General features: G+C 41.8%; 17 protein-coding genes. 3 read left to right on the plus strand and 14 right to left on the minus strand.

Going from position 1 to position 24,112, the window contains the following annotated elements; all coding sequences use genetic code 11:
• Positions 1-161 precede the first annotated feature (161 nt).
• The 14 genes from B5F07_RS20900 to B5F07_RS20965 all read right to left on the minus strand — a co-directional run bounded on the left by B5F07_RS20900 (position 162) and on the right by B5F07_RS20965 (position 21,177).
• Positions 162-1,040: an IS3 family transposase gene (locus B5F07_RS20900; protein ID WP_140398069.1), complete on the minus strand. Its 879-nt coding sequence runs from the start codon at positions 1,038-1,040 to the stop codon at positions 162-164.
• A 41-nt stretch (positions 1,041-1,081) separates the two neighbouring features.
• Positions 1,082-1,375 (minus strand): transposase, encoded by a 294-nt coding sequence (locus B5F07_RS20905; protein WP_087163136.1) that lies wholly within the window; start codon positions 1,373-1,375, stop codon positions 1,082-1,084.
• A gap of 43 nt (positions 1,376-1,418) precedes the next feature.
• Positions 1,419-2,537 (minus strand): UvrD-helicase domain-containing protein, encoded by a 1,119-nt coding sequence (locus B5F07_RS20910; protein WP_087163137.1) that lies wholly within the window; start codon positions 2,535-2,537, stop codon positions 1,419-1,421.
• Positions 2,530-4,170, minus strand: coding sequence for an ATP-dependent nuclease (locus tag B5F07_RS20915; protein ID WP_087163138.1), 1,641 nt, complete (start codon positions 4,168-4,170; stop codon positions 2,530-2,532). Before B5F07_RS20915 ends, B5F07_RS20910 begins: the two co-directional genes overlap by 8 nt.
• Positions 4,171-4,192: 22 nt before the next feature.
• Complete coding sequence (brxL, locus tag B5F07_RS20920) at positions 4,193-6,310, minus strand: protease Lon-related BREX system protein BrxL (protein ID WP_087163139.1); 2,118 nt, start codon at positions 6,308-6,310, stop codon at positions 4,193-4,195.
• 20 nt (positions 6,311-6,330) lie between these two features.
• Complete coding sequence (gene pglZ / locus B5F07_RS20925; protein ID WP_087163140.1) at positions 6,331-8,973, minus strand: BREX-1 system phosphatase PglZ type A; 2,643 nt, start codon at positions 8,971-8,973, stop codon at positions 6,331-6,333.
• Between the two features lie 6 nt (positions 8,974-8,979).
• Complete coding sequence (locus B5F07_RS20930; RefSeq protein ID WP_087163150.1) at positions 8,980-10,434, minus strand: RNA-binding domain-containing protein; 1,455 nt, start codon at positions 10,432-10,434, stop codon at positions 8,980-8,982.
• Positions 10,435-10,506: 72 nt separating this feature from the next.
• On the minus strand, positions 10,507-11,943 hold the full coding sequence (locus B5F07_RS20935) for a hypothetical protein (protein ID WP_087163141.1): 1,437 nt from the start codon (positions 11,941-11,943) through the stop codon (positions 10,507-10,509).
• An 11-nt stretch (positions 11,944-11,954) separates the two neighbouring features.
• The gene (pglX, locus tag B5F07_RS20940) at positions 11,955-15,455 is read right to left on the minus strand and encodes a BREX-1 system adenine-specific DNA-methyltransferase PglX (RefSeq protein WP_087163142.1); all 3,501 of its coding nucleotides are present in this window, start codon (positions 15,453-15,455) and stop codon (positions 11,955-11,957) included.
• Positions 15,456-15,465: 10 nt separating this feature from the next.
• Positions 15,466-16,158 carry a hypothetical protein gene (locus B5F07_RS20945; protein WP_087163143.1) on the minus strand — a complete coding sequence of 231 codons (693 nt, stop codon included), beginning with the start codon at positions 16,156-16,158 and terminating at the stop codon, positions 15,466-15,468.
• Between the two features lie 12 nt (positions 16,159-16,170).
• The gene (gene brxC / locus B5F07_RS20950) at positions 16,171-19,710 is read right to left on the minus strand and encodes a BREX system P-loop protein BrxC (protein ID WP_087163144.1); all 3,540 of its coding nucleotides are present in this window, start codon (positions 19,708-19,710) and stop codon (positions 16,171-16,173) included.
• Positions 19,711-19,723: 13 nt separating this feature from the next.
• On the minus strand, positions 19,724-20,284 hold the full coding sequence (locus B5F07_RS20955) for a DUF1788 domain-containing protein (protein ID WP_087163145.1): 561 nt from the start codon (positions 20,282-20,284) through the stop codon (positions 19,724-19,726).
• A 48-nt stretch (positions 20,285-20,332) separates the two neighbouring features.
• A complete protein-coding gene (locus B5F07_RS20960; RefSeq protein ID WP_087163146.1) occupies positions 20,333-20,944 on the minus strand; it encodes a DUF1819 family protein in 612 nt (203 codons plus the stop codon).
• Positions 20,945-20,958: 14 nt separating this feature from the next.
• A complete protein-coding gene (locus B5F07_RS20965; protein WP_075672052.1) occupies positions 20,959-21,177 on the minus strand; it encodes a helix-turn-helix domain-containing protein in 219 nt (72 codons plus the stop codon).
• A 355-nt stretch (positions 21,178-21,532) separates the two neighbouring features.
• On the opposite strand from B5F07_RS20965, the gene tnpA reads away from it, so the two are divergent.
• The 3 genes from tnpA to tnpC all read left to right on the plus strand — a co-directional run bounded on the left by tnpA (position 21,533) and on the right by tnpC (position 24,061).
• Entirely contained in the window at positions 21,533-21,877 is a 345-nt protein-coding gene (tnpA, locus tag B5F07_RS20970; protein WP_242971432.1) for an IS66 family insertion sequence element accessory protein TnpA, read from the plus strand.
• Entirely contained in the window at positions 21,870-22,223 is a 354-nt protein-coding gene (gene tnpB / locus B5F07_RS20975) for an IS66 family insertion sequence element accessory protein TnpB (RefSeq protein ID WP_087163148.1), read from the plus strand. The genes tnpA and tnpB overlap by 8 nt, the downstream gene beginning before the upstream one ends.
• A gap of 146 nt (positions 22,224-22,369) precedes the next feature.
• Positions 22,370-24,061 carry an IS66 family transposase gene (gene tnpC / locus B5F07_RS20980; RefSeq protein WP_087163149.1) on the plus strand — a complete coding sequence of 564 codons (1,692 nt, stop codon included), beginning with the start codon at positions 22,370-22,372 and terminating at the stop codon, positions 24,059-24,061.
• Positions 24,062-24,112 lie beyond the last annotated feature (51 nt).

Below are 24,112 nucleotides of genomic sequence, written 5' to 3' on the forward strand. Positions count from 1 at the left end.
ACGCCAAATAGCGAGTACCTTGACATTTTTAGGCGGCTGCTTGGCAGCCACCAATATTTAGGCTTTACGGATTTCCGCCGGAAGTTTTTCTGACCATGGAAGAAGATCTGGTCCTATGTCAAGAAAAAGTACAAATTAAATATGCCCTTTTTAGTGTTGAGTTACCCTGCTAAAGCTTCAGCTCTTTTATCTAACGCTGCATAGTATTCCTCTTCATACTGATCTGGCGAAAGATATCCACAATGGCTGTGTATCCTCACTGTGTTATAAAATGTTTCTATATATTCGAATACCAGCTTATATGCATGCCGGTAATTAAAAATTTTAAAACGGTTGATCCATTCCCTTTTCAGTAATGCATGGAACGATTCAATACACACATTATCCCATGGATATGCTTTTTCCGAATAGCTGTTTACCATCCCCTCTGTTGCTTTACGGAATGCATTCGATACATACTGGCATCCCCTGTCCGTATGTATCATAAGCGGATGTGTAATTCTGCGGATTTTCTTCGCTTTTTCTATACATTCCACTACATGAGACGATTCCAGTGTTTCGCTCAAGACCCATGAGATGATTTTCCGGGAATACAGATCCATAATGCTTGTTAAGTATACAAATCCCTCAAACGTCCAAATATATGTGATGTCCGACACCCATACTGCATCTGGCTGTTCCGGATTGAACTGCTCGTTCAGAATATTGTGCAGTTCCTTGCTGAAATCAGAATTTATAGTCGTTTGCGTATACGGCTTTACCCATTGGGCTTTGATCCCCATCTGACGCATATAATTCGCAACCGTTTTTACTGCAATTTTTTCGCCGCTTTTCCACAGTTCTCTGGTAATTTTAGGAGCACCGTAGTTCTGGTGGGAATCCTCATAGATTTTCAGAATTTTTTCTTTGATCTCCCCGCGGTGTTTTTCAGCAGCAGAAGGGCATCTTTTTTTCCATGCGTTATAACCGGATCGTGAAACACCAAGACGTTTCAGTACCCCGCTGACAGAGACACGGTGCTTCACCGGCCGCTGCTCCATTTCCACAATATATTCTGCTGTGGCAGTATAAACAGCCTCTGTCATTTTCCCAGGATACTGATGGCTTTTTTTAGGATCTCAAGGGCATCCTTTGTATCTCTTAGCTCTCGTTGGAGACGGGCAATCTCTTTTGCCTCATCGCTGGAATAATTCCCGGATCCTCTTGTTGGCACACAGCCTTCATGTTCCTTGGCTGCCCGGAGCCATGTTTTGAGAGCAGAATCACTGATTCCCAGATTTTCAGCCGCTTTCTTGAGTGTGAGTTCCGGATGATCCAGACGATATCTGACTGCGTTCTCCTTAAACTGCTGATCATATTTCGTACCTTTTGCCATGCCTGTGCTTCCTCCTTTATATCATCTTTCTATCATACATGATTTAGGTATACATGGCATCTTTACTTTGTACTATTTTTATACTATCACTAGTCCACTTTTCTCCGATATTTTCAGACGGAATCTTTTTTGTTTTATATACAAAGCCAACGCTATACTTTGCTCTGGTAACTGCCACATAAAACCTAGAAAGACTTTCAGCTTTCATATCTCTCGATTTTCCCGACAGCCAATTCAGCATAGGCTGTGTTGGATATATCAAAACTCTATCGAAAGTAAGTCCCTTTGCTGACCCAAAAGTTGTTACTCTAAATTTTTCATTTACCTTGGTTCTTTTATCATATCTAAGTTGAACGGGATTATATGTTTCCATATAGTTATCAATATTCCTTTCTTCAATCCAAAATATTCCGTCATGTCCTGTCTTTTCGTTCATAGCAGAATCACATGGCTTCATATCAGGATACATCTGATTTGCTAAATCACATATAATCTGATTATTGCGATACGATGTCGCTAATGTTGTGGAGTCAATATTCATTTCAGGAATGTTTTCCTGTACAAAATTTACTATTTTTCCACCTGCATACTTTTGATATTTCGTTTCATAATGAGTTCGATACGTCGTCTGACGAGGATCGCCTACCAAAGTCATGTTACAACCAACCTCGTACAGTTTTCTTATAACTTCCAAATCATATCCAGCAAAATCTTGTATTTCGTCTACAAAAACATAAGAAAAAATCTTTCTCATTCTCCGAAATACACAGCCATTTGATAATCTATCCAAGACACATGGCAATTTTGAAATCATATTTGAATATACATTACCAGAAGCAGTTATATATTTTTTCTCATTTGTGTCTTTTAGCTTCAACAGGCTCCTATCTGCCTTATTCACTAATAAGACTCCAGATACTCTATTATTTATAAGATAACTTTGATAAGGTCGTATACCATGCTTAAGCAACAGAGAAAACCACGGAATAATGGTTACATTTGATGGAATACAGCCATTTATTTCGTAAAATTTATCTCTAATACTTTGTTCATTTGCATCGGTATAAGTCGTTATCAAAACATTTTCAGAAATTTCCAACGCCTGCTTTACGAGAAATGTTGTTTTTCCTGCCCCTGCCGCCGCAACAATTAGACTACTCATTTTTTAATGCCCTCATTATATACTCAGGATATTTAATTTTAGTAGCCGATTCAAAAATCGCTATTGCACAATCTGTCTTGTGTGCATGCATATATTTGTGCATCTCATCATCAGTATCATACTTAGTTCCAAAAATATTATTCATTACTTCCAGCCCATTTTCTTTCAATATTTTCGGCTCTAAAGTATTGTAATTAAAATCCTTACCTGACAGTTTTAAATCACCTGTATCTACCACTTCATCAACACAAATATGGATAAACGGTATTTTCTCATATTCTTTGTACTTCTTCTTAACAGCTTCAATATTTCCATCATTATCTGTAACGACAGCCGTTTCTTTGTTTAATATCCGTGCAATTTCAAGATACCGTTTAAATGTTACTCCTCTTACGGTCATTACATCTATTCCATCTTGGATAGGAAGTCTCCCCTCATGAGTGTCCATATATGCCCGCTGAACAACCAGTTCATCCGAGTCACCTTCTACCAAGATTGATTTTTTACAAAGAATCAGTCGCAGCGTATCATAGCCTGCCACTTTTTTGAAAAATTCAAAAGTTTCCTTCTTGAGCGATTGCATCGAGCAACAATTATTGTCTGAAAGTAAAATCAAATTTTCCAGTCCGAGCTTATTAGCAACAAAACTGCTATGCGTTGATGCTATAATCTGTCTACCAGATGCAGCCTTTTCAATAACTCCCATCAATTCACTCAGCCGAGAAAAAGACAAATGGCTTTCAGGTTCTTCAATCAAAATAATACTTGCTTTTTCCGCCTGTTTATGACTTAAAGCTAATTGTGTTTTTATAATACATTGTGCTCCTTTTCCAGCATTAGCAAACGGGATTCCATCCACCTGTGTAACCAAACTTGATTCCCAGGAGTTCTGAACTCCCTGATCAGCACTTAACGATAATTTTCCGTTCATGACAGTAGATGCCGCACTAATTTTCTCATTGATTAACTGAATAGCTTCATTTTGTGCAAACTCATCTATCATATTTCTATGGGCTTGTGTTATTGCTGTTATGTCCTCTGGTTCAAGAAAATCTTTTACTACTCTGGAAATATATACATCAGATCCGTTTTGGTATCTGTAATTTGACGAATCAATCATTACAGATTTTATTGGTATGAATCTCGGCATTTTCTCATCTCTACTGAAAGAAAACCATTTAGCTTCATAAAATTCAATAGGCAAACTTATAAGTTTTTGTGCTTTAATCAAACTTTCATATTCTGCATTAAATTTATCAGAAAAACTAATTGAAAATCTAATGCCTTCTGTACCATCACTTTTTTTAGAATTGCCATTGCCTTCATATTCAGGCAGTGTTCCGCTTTTGAAGTATAGCTCAATCATTATTTCCGGAGGCGCAATCGGATGTCCAGCCTCCACCGATGCCAGATATTCCTCAACTACCTCTCTATTAAATAAATACGCTGACAGCTGATTCCTAATGCTTCGACCAGCATATATACCTGTTAAAGCCACATGAATGGCTTCAAGAATAGTAGATTTTCCGGATTCGTTATCGCCAACCAGAAGATTGATGTTTTCGTTAAATTTAATTTCAAAGGGATTTTTGAACTTTTTAAAATTTTGAATAATTACCTTCTCAATAGCCATTCGCAGCCTCCTATCTTTGGTTTTATTCTACTCCCAATGCCTTGAACACAGCATCCTCTGCACTCTGATACGGAATCAACTGAAATGCACTCATCAGATCAGCCGGAACGCTTGCAAAATCGACAAACGAAGTACTCGGAATCAGCACTTTCTTTGCGCCGCTGTCCAGGCACACTTGAAGCGTATTGGCAAGCTCATCCACCTTTATCATCGTACCGCTGATTGTAATATCTCCCAGAATTGCCAAATTGCTGACCACTGGCTTTCCTAGCGCAATCGAGCAAAGAGCAATCAACGTAGGAAGTGCCAGCTTCTCAGTCATTCCAATCCCCTGCAAATCCTGATAATTGATGATATAATCCTTGGTCGAGGTACTGATAGAACCGCTGATTCTGTTGCCATTTGCTTTCAAATAGTTAAATGCTGTGTTCACAGCTTCCTTGCATTTAGAATCGCTGCCTAACCCCGTCCGTTCAATCTTTCCATTTCCCGGAAGCATCTGACTTTCCAGACGGAATACACCAATCATGCCGCTTTTTCCTCTGGATACGGTATAAACCTGTCCTGGATTACATATGCCATCCGGAATTAACTTACCGCCGCCCTGTTCCGGTACAGAAACATAATGCTCCGACATATCATCCAGGTCAATATAAGAGAAGTTCACATCGTAGAACTCCATACCTCCTAGTTTTTTCAGTTGTTCTTTGACACGACGGCGCATTTCCAATGCAATCTGAATGACTTCTTCCAGTTCCTTTTTGGTAAACTCACCATCCGGGTACATCAGCTTCAGATAACCGTCTACCATGCGGCGGACTGCAATCGTATCACGCTGATTCAAATTCTTTCCCAGACGGAAATAGTGGTCAAGTGCATCGCCATACTGTTCCTTACGAAGTTCTCTGATAAACTCAGCCAGATAATCACTTATAAAGCCATAATCGTCGGTAAAATGCTCCGGTCTGAACTTCGGAATCTCCCAGCCTGGAAGATAGCAGTGTATACGGTCAAGAAATGCTGTATCCGTTCCCATTTCCGGTGGGAACGGTGCAAATAGACTGGAGGTTTTCAACAGCACATCCACACTCTGATTGATGTTTCCCACAAAGACCATGGAAGCAGTGGCAGCCTTTTCTTCTTTGCCACGGGCAAAAGAGCCAGATGCCATGTAGTCTTTCATAATCTGGATACCGTCTTTATCCTTGAATTTGATACCCGCCACTTCATCAAAAGCAACGCAATCCCATAAACCGACCAGCCCAACCGTCTTGCGCCCCATATTATAAAAGAGGTTTGCAACTGTTGTCTGTCCACCAGAAATCAAAATGCTGTTTGGAGAAATCTCTTTGTAGAGATGGGATTTTCCAGTGCTTCTCGGGCCCAACTCACAAAGATTAAAATTATTCTCTACCAGTGGAATCATACGAGTCAACAGCAACCATTTTTCACGATATGTAAATTCGTCCGGCTCCATGCCGATAGAACGAAGAAGAATATCCCGCCATTCATCTTTCGTAAAGGCTTTTCGTCCCTGCTTCAGCTCGTCAATATCAACGTGTGGCATCTGAATCGGTGTCAACTTACGGATACTGATTGGAGAAATATCTTTCTGCTTTTTCTGTTTAGAACGAAGCGGATTCCCGTCAATATCCGCAATACCAAAGTTATTGTCACCTTCAACCTCATAATCCAACTGAACAATACACCAGATACCGCCACAGAGCAGGCGGTCAAACTTTTCCGGGTATTCGTCGGCAATCGGCACATTGCCAACTCCCAGATTGGAAAACTCTGCAAAAAAGCAATCCTTTTTCATGTCCAGACGTACTGTCACCATATCAATAATCGTATGGCTTCCATTTTTACGCAACTGAGAAAGAATTTTCTGCGATTCATCTGGGCGTACAAAATTGGCGGCAAGAATCCGCTTTACTTTTTGTACTCCTTTTTCAATGACAGTTTCATCATCTGAGCTGCAATACTGCCCTAACAAGAACTCAAGGACATAAACCGGAACATTCGCCCCTTCCTTGATTTTCTTTGTCAGGTCTTTACGAACAATCTTACCGTCAAAATTCTGACGGAGCTTGTTCTTTATTTCTTCACGGGTGCTTTCGCCCTCTGTAAATTGCTCCATCTTTCTGTCCTCCTGCGGTATTAATTAAAGAAGTCGAACTCATCCACCGCAAAAGCGATATCAATCTGAAACGGCTCACGCTGTAGCAACTTTGATCCCTGTTCAGCAACAATTACTAGATAATAAGTAGCGGTATTGCTGTATTTCAGAGATTTTAGATTAAACTGGCAGCGGAATATTCTATCTGCGCCGTTGTCGCTGGTTTTATCTGCAATAATCTTCTGAACATCGCTGATCTGCTTGCCATTCTCATCCGTAAAGTAAACCTGATAAGTAGCTGCTTCACGGTTTGCACTAACTGTATCCTTCTGATAGAAGTTCAACGAGAAAATCATATTGCTGATTTTACGATTTGCGGACAACAGATTAACTGTTACCGGCTTGGTATCATATTTCTTCCTATTACGCTTGTATTCCATAGAATCGTTGCGAAGATAGTGATATTCAATCACCGGAACAACCATTTCCTGCAAGCTGATACCGCCATGCACAAAGTTCATACCGCCGCCACTCATCTTGATACGGATACTTTCTCTTGGAGTAAACCCTTCAAACTCTGTATTTCCACCAAGAAGTTTTACAGGCATCAAATAGTCAGGTTGCACACCTTTCTTCATAATTGCATATCTTCTGCCATATTCCACACACCGCCTGATACTTTCTTTTTCCATAGCATCAGAGTTTACTACATCCGCATCAAAAAAACCGCTTTTATCTACCTTATCCTCTTCCTTCAACGGACTATATGTATAAAGGAATCCGTGGTCAGCCGTAATCAGAATATTCGTACCGCCAAATTCATTTACAATAATACGCACAAGGTTCTTCAATTCTGAAATCGCCTTATCACAGGCGGCAAAAACAGCTGTATCAGAGGTATGGCTGGCTTCATCAATGGTATCGTGATAGATATAGACCACATCCATACCCTTTACCAATGCACTTCGTTCTGCTCGTTTCATGGCAATAATGTCATTGTATTTCAATGCTACACTTGCCGGATTTTCTGATTTCAGAACCTTATCCCGGTAAGTGCTTGCCGTAGATTGACCATCCGCCAAAACCGTTAAAAAGTTGTTCCGAATCTCTACCGTCAGCTCTTTATGCGGCAATAACGCTGCCATACCGAACTTTGTAATAGAAGGGAAAATGCTCTGCATACTGCTAATGGAAACCTTGCTCTGTGTTTCTCTCTGAAGCTGATCTGCCATAGCAGCCGCCACTTCATAGCGCATAGCATCCGAAATAATCACGAATACCCTTGTATCTGAAGTCTTAATACGGGAACGGTAAAATTCTTCCTGCTGCGGTACTTCCAAAACCTTCCCGTAGGCTGCCAGTTCTTCTGCGCACACATCCGACCAGTTATTACCCAACTCTCCTAAAAACCAATGAGTATAGAGTCCTTCCACTTTATCGACGACGTGCTTGAACAAATCATCCAGCAGAATATTGGAAGTTTCCAGACTCTTTTGGAAACTCAGATGGAACAAACGGTAATAGGTATCCATCTGATAATAGCTTTCCGTATATTCTTTCCATATGCCTTTTGCTTCTGCGGTATGGAATCCGGCAGAATGCTCCTTAAAGAAACTCTGCATATTTGCCACTTGCAAAATACCATCATAAAAGTTCTCAAACGGCTCATACCATGCACAGGTTCTCCGCTTTTCAACGGTCGAAGTTATGGTGTCAACATCAATAATATGGTCGCTGATTTCTGTCATCAGCTTTGTCAGAATCACTTCATTAATGCACGGGAAACACTCAGTTCCTGCCAGATCGTTCACAGTCAGCTTTTCAAAACGCTGTTGAAGACGGGCTTCATCCTCAACATACCGTGCCACATCATATAACTGCTGAATATCCTCACTATGAATCCATTCAGAAATAAAATCATAGCAATATGCCTGATGCGGCATAGAAATGAACCCGTCCAGTCCAGCAAGATACTCCTGCCGCATAGTACGGATAGCAGCGGTCAACAGCAAATGAATTGCCAGTCGTCCCAGGTCTGGTTCTTCCTCTGCAAATCCACATCCCTGGCGAACCATCGCCCAAAACGCACCATCTGCATGATATTTTACAAAATCCTGATAAACAGTATTGCTTTTCAAATCCAGTCCAGCCCGAAACACACTGCGGAGAATCATATTAGGCTGTGCGTCTTTTAATCCGCAGATTGCCGCCATGACAGCCATGTGCAGCTGTGCTGGAGTTGCTGGAACTTTATTCTGTGTGCCAACTTTCAAACGACGGTCTTTCGCATTAAAATAAGCACGATAATTCTTGACCTGCTTCCGCATGGCCGGATTCGATATAAGCCCCATCTCATCCATCCAAATGGAAATCAGATCTGCCCGGAACTCCTCACTGTAAAGCTCCACATCCAAAAGCCAGTTATCCTCCGGGCGGTTATATGTTAAAGGACTATAAACCAGATAGTTTGTAGTCAAGTCATCTACCGAAAGCAGTTTTTTCACAGAAAACGCATTATTGCCAGTCAGAGCAATTACCTTTGCATTTTCTAAAACCACTTCGTCCAGCTTATCCTCAAATTCCTTATCTTCATCGTACCAGAAGATGATCCGACGTTGGTAAAACTCCGGCAGAGGTGCAGCAAATCTGCGGTTTAAGTCTTGTATTACTTTGTCTGTATCCATGCTGCATTATCTCCCTTCTGTATTTTTTATATAAATTGTGCTTCTTGAAGCACCTTCTTTTCTCAGCCATCCTTTTTCAACCATTTTAGCCAGTATTTCTCTGGTTCTACGCTGTTTGATACCAAGAAGTTTCATTGCCTGTGCTGTTGTAATGCCGGCATTTTCCGATACATATTTATAAATTTGCTGTTCCTGTTCAGTTACCGGCACTTTATCGGCGGTTTCCCGGCGGTTTAGCGGCGGTTTAACGGCAGTATTGGAAGCCTTAAGGTCAACAGTGCCGTCAATCTGACCTCGATAGATATTGATACGCAAATCAACCTCGCCACCAATAAACTCTGGTTCCCGCAGTCCGGCAGCCTTTACTTTATCAATAATTCTCGGGATGCCGCTTCCCCAATGCTCAATCAGATTCATATAAGCAAAGGCATGAGCAAGAGCTTCATTTCTGATTTTGGAATAGCCTTCTTTCATACGCTCTATAGTTTGTCCCATTGGCAGCTTTCCTGGGGAAGTGATTTCCAATCGGTTATCATACACCGCAACCTGTATCATACCATGATCCAAATAACTACGATGCACCATGGCATTGATAATCAACTCACGAATGGCATCCGGTGGAATCTCATAAACATCCTGGCGATAAATCCCCACAATGGTAGCGCCCAGGTGAATATTTCGCAGAACAAACTGAAATGCTTCATCTATCTGTTCCCAAAGCGGACCGATATATTCCCGTCGATCAACAAATACCGCTTTGGTTGTGCCTTTGAACACGCCACATTGCGTTGCAACATGAAGTCCTGCGTTGCCTGTTAAAATAGCAAAGGCATTGGACGGATAATCTTTTCCATCACGTTCAATCAGAATCCCCCAGGAACGAAGCTGTTGTCTGCCAACATCTTTGATAGATGCTTTCTGTTCCTCATTGTGGGCATTCTTGACTGCCTGTTCTTTCATAGCTTTGCAAAGAGCACCAATGTCTTCATCCGTGATATCCAACCCGGTACACAAAGCCTGATCGTAGTAGCGGTTGCTGCCCTCAAACAGTAATTCTTTTATCATATACTCGTCAGCAAGACGGGTAGTTCCGGCAACACGGACATATACACCACCCTCTCTTCCAAGGGCTTTGATATAATATGGGCGCTGTCTGCCCTCAGAAACCTCTACCACAATAACAGTCTTACCATCAATCGTCTGTAAAGAAATATCCGGGATAATTGCCGGTTCGCAGCTATCTGATACGGCATTGGCAATGGCATCCATTTTTTCGAACACATCTTCCTTGGCAAAACCGACAATCTCTCTGGTCTTGTCAGCAATTCCAAAAATGATTTTTCCTCCGGTTCCATTTGCAAAGGCAACCACAGACTTCATATATTTGATACTTTTCTCCGGCAGGTTCTCTTTGAATTCCACATTCTTAGATTCCCCTGCAAGAATTTCTTCTATGGTCATCATAACACCTCGCTCTCAATTTGCTATGAAATGCATAGCTTTTTTATTGTTTTGTCCATCATTATACGCAAACTATTTTTTAATAGATAATTTTGAAAAATTATCTATTAAAAGCAAATAAAAAGCTGATGGATAAATCCCCTCTCTTAAAGCAATTCTACTAACCATTCTACACTGTTTAATAAGTTCATCTTCACTTTTTGGTGTTTCCTGAATTTCTATCAAATTCATAGCTTCTTTACATAATGGAATTGCAATATATTCAGGAATTGAGTTCGCTTCTTTTTCAATTTCTTCTTTTGTGATCGGATCAAGTGATAAGGCATTAAACACTTTAAAAAACTTCTTAGCATCATCAGAATTAGGATACTTTCTACCACGATTATACTGTGGCTGATTCGCATCCAATGACTTCCACAATTGTTTAATGTCCGCAAATTCATATGGTTTAGTCAATGGCAATGCTTGCGGTGATTCCCCATATGAATAGAAAATAACCTTATCCACTGAGCTTTTTTCTATGCAAGCAAATATATGACTATCATTCTGCGGTGAAAGTCCCATGATATGTAACTCGCCTGAGAGTTTTTCAAGTTCTCCAAAATGATAATTCGTTGCTATTTTCAATTCAGGGTGTGCAATATAGGTATCTATAATTTGAGCATTTTCAGCTTTTTCTAATTCTACACCTGCCCTTATTATCTTAAATTCATCTATATCTGTGTCGTGCAATTGCTTTAGTCTTTGCAGAACTTCAATTTCTTTTACTTTATTCTGCGCTTCTTTATATTTACTCTCTCCACTGAAATTAAGTAGCGCATTACAATAACATTGTGGATAATCAGGATTCATAACGATTTTTCCTTTTTGCTTGTTCAAAAACCCTTGAACTGTTTCAGGATTTTCAGAATCAGCAAGCACAGAATAGTCCCCATGCAAATGATAAATTGCTTTATTCATCAGCCTTTCAATATTATTATCGTAATTCAATGTAAATATTGAATCAAACGACTTAAAAAACCGCTTGACCGGTTTCTTCATTTTTTGATAAATCTCCTGAATTTTACCTTCATTATAGATAGCATCCAGAATCATCCATTCAAATCCTTGTTTTGATGCTTTCCACATATCATTCAAATCCGGATTATCTAAGAAGAACAAGCGAAGCAATAAAAACCAATCTTCTAGTGGAATCTCATAATAATAATTAAATTCGCTGCGTTCTGCATTTTGTTCCTTAAATTCCATCACAGCCTTTTTTACTTCGTCGTCTGCACTAATGTTATCATATTTTTTATCAAGTACAGCATTTGCAGTAGGAAGCAAGCCTCGGAATATTTGTTCGATTTCACTTCCCGATAGCGTACCTTCAAAAAGGCCATCATATTTATCGCACTGTGCGTTAAATATAATTCTTGACAAAATAAACCTATTTGAATAGGCTTTTCCACCAAACTGTATATTTACTCCATTCCCTAAAAGAACCGATTTCCTTTGTTTCTGTTCCATAGCTCCCCTCCTTACTTTATTTTAGCTAAAACATCCTGAAAAATTGCATAATTCTTCTTCACGCCATCGTCCAGATCAATGGAAATCATCTGGTCGGCAAGGTGGTGAATCTTTTCCTCATAGGTTTTGATCTCAACATCCTGTGCCTGCAAGGTGGTCAGCTTTTTGTTCAGCTTCACACGCTCACCGGTGGAAGCATTTGCAAGACGCTGTTCCAAATCGGCAATGGCAGTACGATAACGAGCCTGCTGTTCATGCACATAATCGGTACGGATACGGGCGATGGTGTCCGGCTGATAACGGTGCATATAAATCAAAGCCTTAAAACCGTTCTCCTTGCCGCTGTCAAACAGCCAGTATATGGGACGCTTCTGATAAATCTTGCAATGGTCTTTGTAAAAACCATTCAGGAAATAATTCCGAATCACATCTTTTGGCTGCCCTTTGCCGCCCAGAGCATCGGCAATGAATTTCAGATTTTCGTCCAAAGACTCTTCACCATAGACTGTTTTTACAAATTCTACGAAACAACCAACAATATCATCCTCAAAATATTCATCATCACAGATTGGGATAATGTTATCTTTATCAACAGGATAAGAAACATATTTATTTGAATCCCATTCGCCGCCTGCATAGGCAAGTCCATTCTCATCAAGAGAATAGCGGCCAAACATACAACCAACCGCATAGGAAATGAAAGAGCGAATATCTCTGCCAAGGTCAGCCTTGCGAACGGTTACGTCCTTATCCTCAACATCCGGTGTCAGCTCATCCTGCAAACCGTAAATGTCGATGAAAATACGATTCAGTTCTTCTTCATTGGCTTTCAGCTGACTAAAGCGGTCATCACATTCACCCTTCCACTGTTCAAAGGCTTCGGCAATGGCAGGAACTTTACGGAGCAGTGGATGGTGCTGGAAGTCCCATGAGGTTTCAAAGGAATCCCAATCGCTTTTGGAAAGTTTTACACAAATATCTGCCAGTTCAGACTCTTTTGTTTCGGAAACATTTATATATGGAACCCTTAAAACTGCACCTTCTGAGTAATCTAATGTTGGAGCTACAATTTTTATGAACTGTTGATATACCTTTGAGTTTAAATATGCTAGCATTAAAGAATAATTTATTTTCGGAGTTAAGACCGGTCCCTTCGATTCATACATAAATGTTTCATCCGCAAGTCGGAATGAAATATTCGCAGAAGATATAGATGACCATGTTATTTCCTTAGTAAAATTAACTTGCAAATTTTGCGGTCTTGATCTCAACTTACCTTTATCATCCACAAAATGTTTTATTTCGAATCCGTCATTTTCCCAATTGACAATATATTCAAAATTACCATACCATTTACGGTATTCTCCGCCCTTGGTGCATGGAAACCATTTTTTTGTTGGTTCTCCATTGAAACTTGTCTTGCTAAGATCAACTTCATACCATAACCGAAGGAATCTGTTATTATCACCAGTCTTAAATCCCTGTTTTGTTGTAGCATACTGACCTAAAAGACCTTTATCAAAGCATTCATATACCTCGTCAGTCACCCAATACGCAACTGGATTTCCTGGAATTTTTGAAAAATTATCAGAATTTTGTTCATAGTAGAATCCACAGTCATGATTTTCGATTGCTTCCAATGTTTTCTGTCTCTGAATTTCCATACCCCCACGGAAGTCTACCAAGCGCAAATAGCACCCCTTTTTCTGAGTATGACGATTTCGGAAAGCAAAAGTACATACCGGAACCGTCGCTTCCTCAAAAGCAGAATATTCAAACTGAATCAATGTTTCAATAGTTGCCTGATTATACAAATAATTACGCATTTTTTCATAGCTTTGAATGAACATCCAAACATAAGGTGTAAAGAATCCACAGTAACCGCTCTGCTTTGTCATCTGTGACGCATGAATGACAAACGCAGAAAAGAAGTCGCTCTTGTAATCAGCATAATTATTTTTAACAAACTCATTCAGCTTTGAGTTCATCTTAGATGCACCCATATACGGCGGATTCGTCACAACCGTATCATACTTCTGGGCCAGTGCTTCTGCCACCTGTACCAACGGCAACAACTCCCTCAATGCCGTTTCACGAGACATATTTATATCTTCTGTAATCTCCGCAAATCGGTCATACAGTGCAGGCCAATCCTGCGGTGTGACGGTCAGAATCGAACCATATTCCTTTGCATCATGCAGTTCACTGATAATGGTATCCATAGCCGTTGTCAGCTTCGCATCACCATTACAGAAATAGTCCAAAGCAAACTGATCTACATGATTGCTCTCCACGATGGCATACACATGAGGCTGAATGTCACGGCTGAAGAAACGTCGGTCATACTGGCGGGCTTTCATCATTACCGCAAAATAAGCCAACTGTGCCGCACGATCATCAATATCCAAGCCGTAAAGATTGTTCTCTACGATGCTTGCCACTGCTTCACGGGTGGTATAGCCGTAGGATTCATAAATCTTCATTAGCACATCGAACATATATGCAAGGATATGACCGGAACCGGAGCATGGATCAATGACTTTCAACCGATCCGGTGTCAGCGCTGCGTATTCCTTTCGAATCTCGGCAAGCTGTGCCTGCACTTCAGGCTCCTGTTCGGCTTTTTCCAGATAGTAATGCCATTTGGTATCCTCCGGATCACGGTTTCCGGCAGCGTAGGCAGACTGTTCTTCCTCAGTTGGCAGAAACTGCTCTTTAACATCCGGGTGTCCCTCCAGCCACAAACGGCCAAGGCTGTTCTCTACCATGTAGCGAACAATCCAGTCCGGTGTGAAAAGTTGGGTTGCAGCAGGAATGTTTTCTTTTGTGATTTTCACATTCTTTTTCAGTGCTGCGAAAACATCGTCTTTTTTCTCGCTGTTATAATACTGATACAGCCAACCGATGATCTGGACAGCATCTTTCCAGTCGTCTTCTGGTATCAGCTCAATCATCTTCTGAATGACACTGCCTTCACGGAGCAGATTGTCCGGCAAAAGAAGCTCGGTATAGTCCGCAATCTTCTGAAATATTCCCGGCAGAATCTTATTCAGCGCATTGCACTGCACAATCAACAGATATTTATACAGTTCTTCAGTCTTTTCAGCTTCTTTCAGCTCATAGACCTTTTCCATATTGATCCCATCCAGATCCAGATGAATGGCTTCGGCTATAATCTGCGGCTTAAAGTTGTTTTCCTCGTCCGTGAACACACGCACATGGGAAGGAAGGTAGCCGTTGACTTCCATAAATCGCAGAGCAGAGAAGCGGTTGAACCAAGTATAGGCAACCTCCTCCATGACCTGCTTATATCCTTTATCTTTAATCTCGGCAATTAAAGCCTGACGCTGTTTCTTTTCATCCGCAGTAAGGACTTTGCCGCCAACGCTATCCGCATTGACGTCCTCAATGTTATCCTCTGTGATACCGTATTCCACACCTTTCAGGGAAACACGGGCGATCAGCTCTGTTCTTGCCCAGACAGCAAATTTTTTAATCGCACTCTTATCCATAGCTTCACCCCTATGATAATTTTTCTATTGAAAAATATTCTTCAAAATATATATCAAAGTTTTCATAAGAATGTAATTCATCATTCTTCTTCATCAAGTATTCAATATCTATCATTTCATCACTATGGCAAAGTTTCATAAAGGTATCATACACATTTCTATTTTGCGATAACCATTGATAATTATATTTAACACTAGGTGTAGCCTGACATACTGTATTCCATGCATTTTCAGATGTCTCCAAAAGTTTTCCTGACGATAGATATGCAATATATTTATCTATAATTTCAATTTCTTGTTCAAAACATTTTTTTATTATGTTATATAAGTTCTCATTCTTTTTTTTAAATAGTAGCTTTGCCAAATCTTTACGTCGTAGAATGTATGTCTTTAAAATCTGAATATTATTTATCCATCCAAATGCTGCATTAACATTTCCGCTTCTCACATTATTTTCAAAACCAGACGCCTGTATAGCATCTTTAAATTCATAATATGTATTGTACAATAACAGAATGTCTCCATGATATTGCTGTGCCCACTCTCGATTGTGTATCATTTTCTGCAGTTTAGTCGTTCTTCTTTCATATATTATGTTTTGAATACCTAATATAACAGACAAAAGAATAGGAATAACTGCCGTTAATACATCAAACCAATCCTTTTGATTCAATTTTACTAACTCATTTACTATTCCATCCATCACTTTTCCTCTTTAATTCAACTTAATCTCATCGCAATTCTTCAACAACTGTTTCAGCTGTGAACGAATCTTCTCTACATAATCATCAATATCCGCCTCCGACTGTAAGGTCTTTGCCTGGAATATCACCTGACGGCTGTAGGCACGAACCACTTTTTTCTTTGCCGGAGCTTGTTCTTTTCCCGGCTGTACCGGCGGCTTCGGTTCTGGCGGTGCAAGGACTGCTTCGATATTGCTCACTGTATCATCCTTGTACTGGCACATCGGCAGGAACATAGCATCCAGAAGGGCAAGGCTCTTTAACTCTGCGATTTTCTCCTTGCACTGACTGAAATATTTATCTGATTTTTCAATCAGATGGGATGCCCTGGAATCACCGTTTGCGGCAGTGTGAGTTGCTTCCATACACTGGCGAACAGTTTCCAGAACCTCGGCACGTTTTTCTTCCAACATCTTGTCATGGGCAGTGCGAACTGTATCTATCAGAGGATTCAATTCACGAATCCGGTTATAGTTGAACTTGCTTCCAGTCTGAACCATAGTAATCAGGCGAATGGTATTCAGTGCCTTGTATGCTTCCTCATTTTCTGCAATACGATCACGATCGTCATGCAGAGATTCTTCAAACTGCACTGCCTGGTCGAATACCGTTACCTGTGTCTTGAAGAAATTTTCAATGCCGTTGCTCATGGCTTCTTTATTGGCAAAAAGAGCATCCTCTTTTTTCAGCACACGCTCAATCAGGGCTATATTATCTTTCTTCTGAGAAAGCACATCATCCATCAGATGAATAGCTTCCTGCACCAATGCATGATCCGGATATTTATGTCCGTCATAGCGAGCATCCAGAGAAGCATAGTATTCACGCTGCTCTTCGAACTTCTTAGTCACAAAGCGAATCAGACCATCTTCGTCATCCGGTACATCCATAATGTCGAAATACTCACGGAGCATTGCTTTCACATCACGCATCATCGTAGCGGAAATAGTTTTACGCTTGCTGATGGACGTCTTGCCGATCTCACTCTTTTTACGGAGCATATCCGGCAGTTTCGGGTCATCCGGCTGAATGGTATTGCCTGCATACTTAATGGTTACTTTCTGGGAATAAATCAGCTGAGCCGCAACCGCAGCAATGTCGATTTCTTTCCAGCCATACGGAATCGCACTGTATTTGCTCTGCACATCTGCCATAGAAGTCGGCAGCTTTTTTGCATCCTGCATTTCAAGATATTCTTCCATAGCAGAAACAGCATCACGGTTCGGCTCCATGCCCGGAAGTGCTGTTACCGCACCTGTCAGAATCGCAATAATATCCGCATCACTGCCCGCATTATCTGTAATCAAATCGAGTTTGCTATATACATGAGCAACCAGATATTCAAGAGCCTGGTCAATCTTGCTCTTGGCATTTCCAGCTTTGATTTCCAGATGTTCCCCATCTACATAGAACTGCGCCCCCTCGATAGCATTTTGCAATTCTATCATGGCGTTTAACTCATATTTCCCAGCTTCGTCCTGTTGGTCGCTGATGATTTTCTGCACGCTCTTTGGGAGCTGGCTTACATTTCTCTGCTTTACATACTTACGAATCTTCATGGCAGATTCCAGAGATTCATAGTAAGGCGTATCCGCCAGAACAACAATTGCTTCGTTGCCTTTGGATTCTGCCATCAGACGGTAATCTGTTTTTTCAATGGCATCAGTTGCCACTGTCAGGAAACGCAGACACATACCGCCTGTTGCCACGCCAACCGTAATACCATCCACCATCTGGTCAAAAGCAAAGTCATATTTCCCATAGCGGAACTTCTTGGTCGTGAAAATATCACCGTAAATCTTCTGGGCAATACGCTCCACGATAGAAGCAGTGTCCACATTGGTATCTCGGATTTCACGTTGAATATCCTGTTCTTCATCGGTCAGGAAATTATAAGTATCGCCGGTTCTACCGATATAGTTCTGGCTCATCAGGCGGTCAAGAGAACCACTGACAGCTTCACGCATGATAATCTTATCTACACGAATATCGTCTGCCATGAGGATAACGATATTATCCAGGTTGGAAGGAATATCATCAATATATCGAATCAAATACAGAAGTTTCAGTACATCTACATCCTGCTGTTCGATACCATCACCATTGTCAGCAGCTTTCTGGCAACGTTCGATCACTCGACGGATAGAACCGTCAAGGAATGTATGTACAGTATCATAAAAAAGGAAGAACGGAACAAGTGCATATTCGTCCTTTTCCTGAATTTTCTGTGCTGCTTCCTGGAAACCAGAGAGCATGGAACGCTCACCACCGGACAGATGCTTACCGGAATTTCCGTGCTTACGGATTTCGGCAAATACCTTCTGCATGATGATGAACTGATACGGCACAAATGGGAAGTTCTCGGAAAACTCCCTCGGACCGGAATATCCTTTAATGTCCAAGATCGAACCGTTGAAGCTGAACAGATTACGCAGAACCGAATCGTTCTGTTCATAAACACCTTCCAGATTTTTGGCTACTTCCGGTTTCTTTTTCAGAATACGCTTCTGGATGACTTCATCCACAGAGGAAGAAGATAAGCTCAGTCTTGTTTTGAAACGAGCCTGAATACGGGAGAACTCATCGGCACGAACTTTGATGATTTCATCAATGGCTTCCTGCCCGGTGCAAATCACCCAAATCTTGCCTTCACACTCACTTCCGATTTTCTCGGTCAGAGACTGGAGATTCAAAAGCATATCGGTATCTGTGCCTACATACTGGCCAACCTCATCAATCATAAACAGCAGGCGGAAGTTTGCAGGCTTTGTATCTACATAGGCTTTCATATCTTCCACAAGCTGAGCGATAGAAATTTCTGTTGCGGTTTTATCATTGAACCATGTCCTGGCATCGTCCTCACTCATATCGAGAACTTCCATTAGTGTCGGGATGATGAACTTGCCATTAAAAGCAAATGCACGGCGCATTTCCAGCCAGGACTTGCCTCTCTTTTCTTCAAAAACTCTGCGGAACTCCTCGGTCTTGCCTTGCTGGTCAATATAACGCTCCATCATGGCAACTTTCAGATTTTCGCCGTAAAATCCCAGATGGTTGTAAAACATTTTAGCAAAGACACGAAGTACAGCAGTCTTGTCTTTATTGCTGAATCCTTCAATATCAATATTAAACAGAATTGTCTCAGTCGTTCCCTTGGTGGCACGGTCGATAAGCATAAAAGTTGCTGGGTCATCCTCAAACTTTTTACGGAAACGCTCTACACTGCGGATTCCTTTTACCTCTTTATTTTCCAGAAGATAAGAAAGCATTTTCAGGAAATGAGATTTACCACTTCCAAAGAAACCAGAAATCCAAACGCCCATATCGGCAGTCGGCTGGTCGAAGGCATCGCCGTAATAATTGAAGAATGTAATGAAGTGCTTCTTCAATTCTCTGGTAATGACATATTCATTTAATTCCTGCTCGATTACATCATCGGCAGCTTGATCTACTTTAATTACACCATTGATTTTGCGGTTGATGTCATCCGCAAACATTTCTCGAATCATCATGGCTTTATCCCCCTTAATCAATCACATTGAATGCCCGGTAATAATCATTTGGTGTCAGCCGATTGAATAATTTTACATGACGACCATCAAACTCACCCGGATACATAACCAAAATCGGAATATCTGAAAAATGCGGTTGTAAGGCTTCCAGTAAAGTATGGATTCTCATAAACGGAAACACCTCACCTACACCCGTCAGCATCAGTACATCGCCTGGTTCGTGCGGCTCATACTGAATTTTATCAATGAACTCTCTATTGCCGATTGCGGAGTTCAGCTGTTCCAGAAGATAAGCACTTCCGTCAGCTTCTTCCATATCTGGAATCGCATCTGTGATGTCCATATCATCGCAGATAGAAAGAAATGTTTTATATAAATTACAAACGATCAAATTGCAATCTAAGGACTGATCGGTTTCCAGCTGATTCACAAAATGGCGGACAACCATTTCATTCTCCGGTTCATAGCAGAAGATTCTGATATTCACCTCATTACTCAATCCTTTGCCTTCCAGGAACTCGGGCTCCTGAATCAATGCCCGAACTTTGTCCAGGCGTTCTTTTATGTTACTCATTGGCTACCTCCTACACGAAATGCTTCACTGGAGCATTTCATTGTACGCTTATGTGTATGAAAAGCAATTAAAAGCCGGCAGTACCACCGTATCACCATTGCTTCTGATGGCATTCTCCAAAACAGGATGCAGCCATACTGGATTCAGATGATCTGCCTTGAGATTGTCGAGATATTCTGTTTCGACAAGCACTCTGGCAATAATCTGTTTTAACTTTGTTATTGTGGCGTCGCTCCAGGAAGCTACGGTATCATTCTGTTCCTGTAAACGCATAAAAAATGTATTCAAATCTATCTTACCAAAAGACGTGTCCCTTAATCTGTACTTCTCGCCAATGACTGTCAGCATAAATTCCCAGACCAAACGGCTTTGCTTCATCAATGCATACAGACAAATCTGTTTTGCCACATCGGTCGGCTGTGATGCAATCGCAGAAACCAGCGAATCATCTTCCAGAGTATGAAGCCGTTTGATACAGGCTTTTGCCATGCGTGTGATAGATTTTTCCGTTGGGTACTGAAAAAGATTCTGTTCTACAATCTCTTTTACAATCGTATCATCTGAATTTCCTTCTGCCATTAGCTTTGCGGTGGAACGCATTTCGTAGAAAAGAAACGGCTCTCTGGTCAAAGACGCAATATAAGGATAAGAATTATCCATAATGCCGCACCTCCTTATTGTTCCTCTTTTTTATCTGGAACAAACTCCATGATGTCTCCAACATCGCAGCTTAAAGCAGAACAAATCTTTGATAAAATTTCTGTACTCACATTTTCATCTTTAGATAATCGGGACATTGTTGTCGTGCTGACACCTGTCATTGCACGCAAATCTTTTTTCATCATGTCTTTATCAATCAGCAATTTCCACAGCTTCTTGTAACTAATTGCCATTTCTTCACCTCAGTCTTATTTGTTTAAACTTTCTGTTCACATTGTATTTATCATCATATCACAGGAATGCGTTCTGAACAATCTAATATATCAAAATCCGAAATTAAATTCCGAAATATCGCATTTTTAAATCACAAAAAATATATCTCACTCCACTTTTTGACCCTCCAAGGCAGAACGTTAGAGCCCATAAAACCTTGTATATGAGGTTTTATGAGCTCTGATAACCCAGAACAAAACTGCCCTGAAATTCCTACATTATCATTTTTACGTAAGTAGGTAATCATCCGTATCTTCAAATCCCTTCCTGCATTTGATAAGATGTTCTCAAATGATGGAGGTGATACCAATAGAGATGGATGGCAATAAAATCTCAAAAACTGATCTCTGGGCTGATCGAGTCCATTCTTTCCAGGAAAGCGGCTTATCCCGCAAAGACTGGTGTCAGCAGAATGAGATCCCACAGTCTACTCTGGGCTATTGGATCCGTAAGATCCAGTCAGGAACTACTGGAACGGAATCTTTTTCTGATCCGGTGTTCGCAAAGCTCCCGTCGGAACAGGAGCTGCAGTTTAACGCTCCGGCAGGAAATCATTCTATTACGATCTTTCTTCCGGGAAACATCCGGATTGAAGTGGGTGCCGACTGTCCTGCCAGGCTGATGACTGCTCTGCTCCAGGCTTTGAAGAACTATGCTTGATTTTTCAGGAAGCACAACGGTCTATCTGGCGTGCGGGGTTACGGATCTTCGCAAGAGTTATACCGGTTTAGCCGCAATCATCAAACTGAAATTCCATCTCGACCCGTACTCCCGCTGTATGTTCGCATTCTGCAATCGCAGACGCACATTGATTAAGATCCTCCAGTGGGACGGTTCCGGATTTTGGATCCTGATGAAACGCCTGGACCGGAATTCCTTCCATTGGCCGGACACACCGGATGAACTGCGGAAAGTGACTCTCAAAGAGATCCACTGGCTGTGCGATGGATTGTCCCTGAATCCCAGCGGCGCTTTTGAAGAACGCCACCCAAAGATCGTGGTCTGAGCCCGTTTCCTGTCAATTCGCAAAAAGCCGAAAATTCCTTGATTTTACGCAGATTTTCCTCTGCTCCTGAAAGCAGTTTCCAATAGAAACCAGCTCCTTTTTATGGTAAACTGTCCATAGAGATTTCAGAAAGATGAGGCGGCACGATGGATCCGATTTTTACAGAGGAACAACTGAACAGGATGAGCAGGGATGATATGCTTTCACTGGTAAAGATCATGCAGGGGCATTATCAGAAACAGAAAGAGGCCCTGGAAAAACAGGAAACGAGGATCCAGCTCCTGGAAGAGAAAACAAAGGAACTGGAATTCCTGAACGCCATGCTCTCGGACCGCCTTACCCTTGCCCAGAGGAAACGCTTTGGAGCGTCCAGCGAAAAATATGCGGACGGGTATACCCAGCTGGATCTTTTCAACGAGGCAGAGCAGGAAGCGGATCCCAATGCCCCGGAACCGGACCTGGAAGAGGTCCATCCGTCTTCTTACAAGAGGAAGAAACGTTCCGGCAAAAAGGAGAAAGACCTTTCCTCCTTTGAGACAACCGAAGTGATCGAGTACAAGCTGACAGGGGCAGACCGTTACTGCCCGGACTGCAATACGAAATATAAGGTTGTCACAAAGGAAACCGTAAAACGGCTGAAATTCGTTCCCGCACGGTTTGAAGTCGTGGAAGAAGTGACCTTTGTATACAGCTGCCCGAAATGCGGAGCCATGAAGCGGCCGGAAAAAACGCCGTCCCTTCTGAAAGGCAGCGTGGCAACGCCATCCCTGGTGTCGGGCATCATGAATGCCAAGTATGTAAACGGGATGCCGCTTGCCCGTCAGGAACGGGAATTCGCCCGGTACGACCTGAACCTTTCCACAAAGACCATGGCGAACTGGATCATCCAATGCGCGGACCGGTATCTGCAGCCACTCTACGCTCTGATGAAAGAAGAGCTGCTCCGGAGTAAATATTTACACGGAGACGAAACCCGGATCCAGGTGATCGATGAACCGGACCAGAAGGGCTCCACCCAGAACTGGATGTGGGTCTATCTCACCGATGAATACAGCGGTTCACCCCGGATGGTCCTCTTCCAATATGAAAGGACTCGCGCCGGATATCATCCGGTGGAATTCCTTGGAGACCAGTTTGAGGGATATTTCACCTGTGATGGTTACCAGGCATACCACAGTCTCCCGGAAAGGATCACTGTAACGGGATGCATGGCCCATGCGAGGCGCAGGTTTGATGAAGCCCTGACGGTACTGAAAAAGGATTTCACCAAAGAGCAGCTGAAGGAGACAACCGCATATCAGGCAATGGCACGGATCGGGATGCTCTATAAGATTGAGGAGATGATCCGTGACAAGTCACCGGAAGAACGGTATGAAGAGCGTCAAAAGCAGGCGAAACCGCTTTTAGAGGCTTTCTTTGAGTGGCTTCATACACTGGAGGATTCCGTAGACCGGTCTTCGTTGATCGGTGAAGCTGTCCTGTACACCCTGAACCAGGAAGCTTATCTGAAAAGATATCTGGAGGACGGACACTTAAGTATTGATAATCTGGCAGCGGAACGTGCACTAAAAAACTTTGCGACAGGGAGACGGAACTGGCTTTTCGCAAAGAGCATCCGTGGAGCGCAGGCCAGCGCAACTGTATACAGCATCACGGAAACAGCCATGCTGAACGGGCTGAAACCCTACAATTATCTCACCTATGTGATGGAGCAGATGAAAGATCTTAGTCCATTCCCGGAAAAGGAAGCTATGCTGGAACTGCTTCCATGGTCCAACAGCCTGCCGGCTGACTGCCGCAGCAAACTGAAAAATGAGAGACTAATTTTCCCCCGGTAAATACTGGGGGATTTTCATATTTTGTCAAGATACGGATGATTACCTACTTAC

The sequence above is a fragment of the Lachnoclostridium sp. An169 genome (assembly GCF_002160525.1).
Lineage (GTDB): Bacteria > Bacillota > Clostridia > Lachnospirales > Lachnospiraceae > Mediterraneibacter > Mediterraneibacter cottocaccae.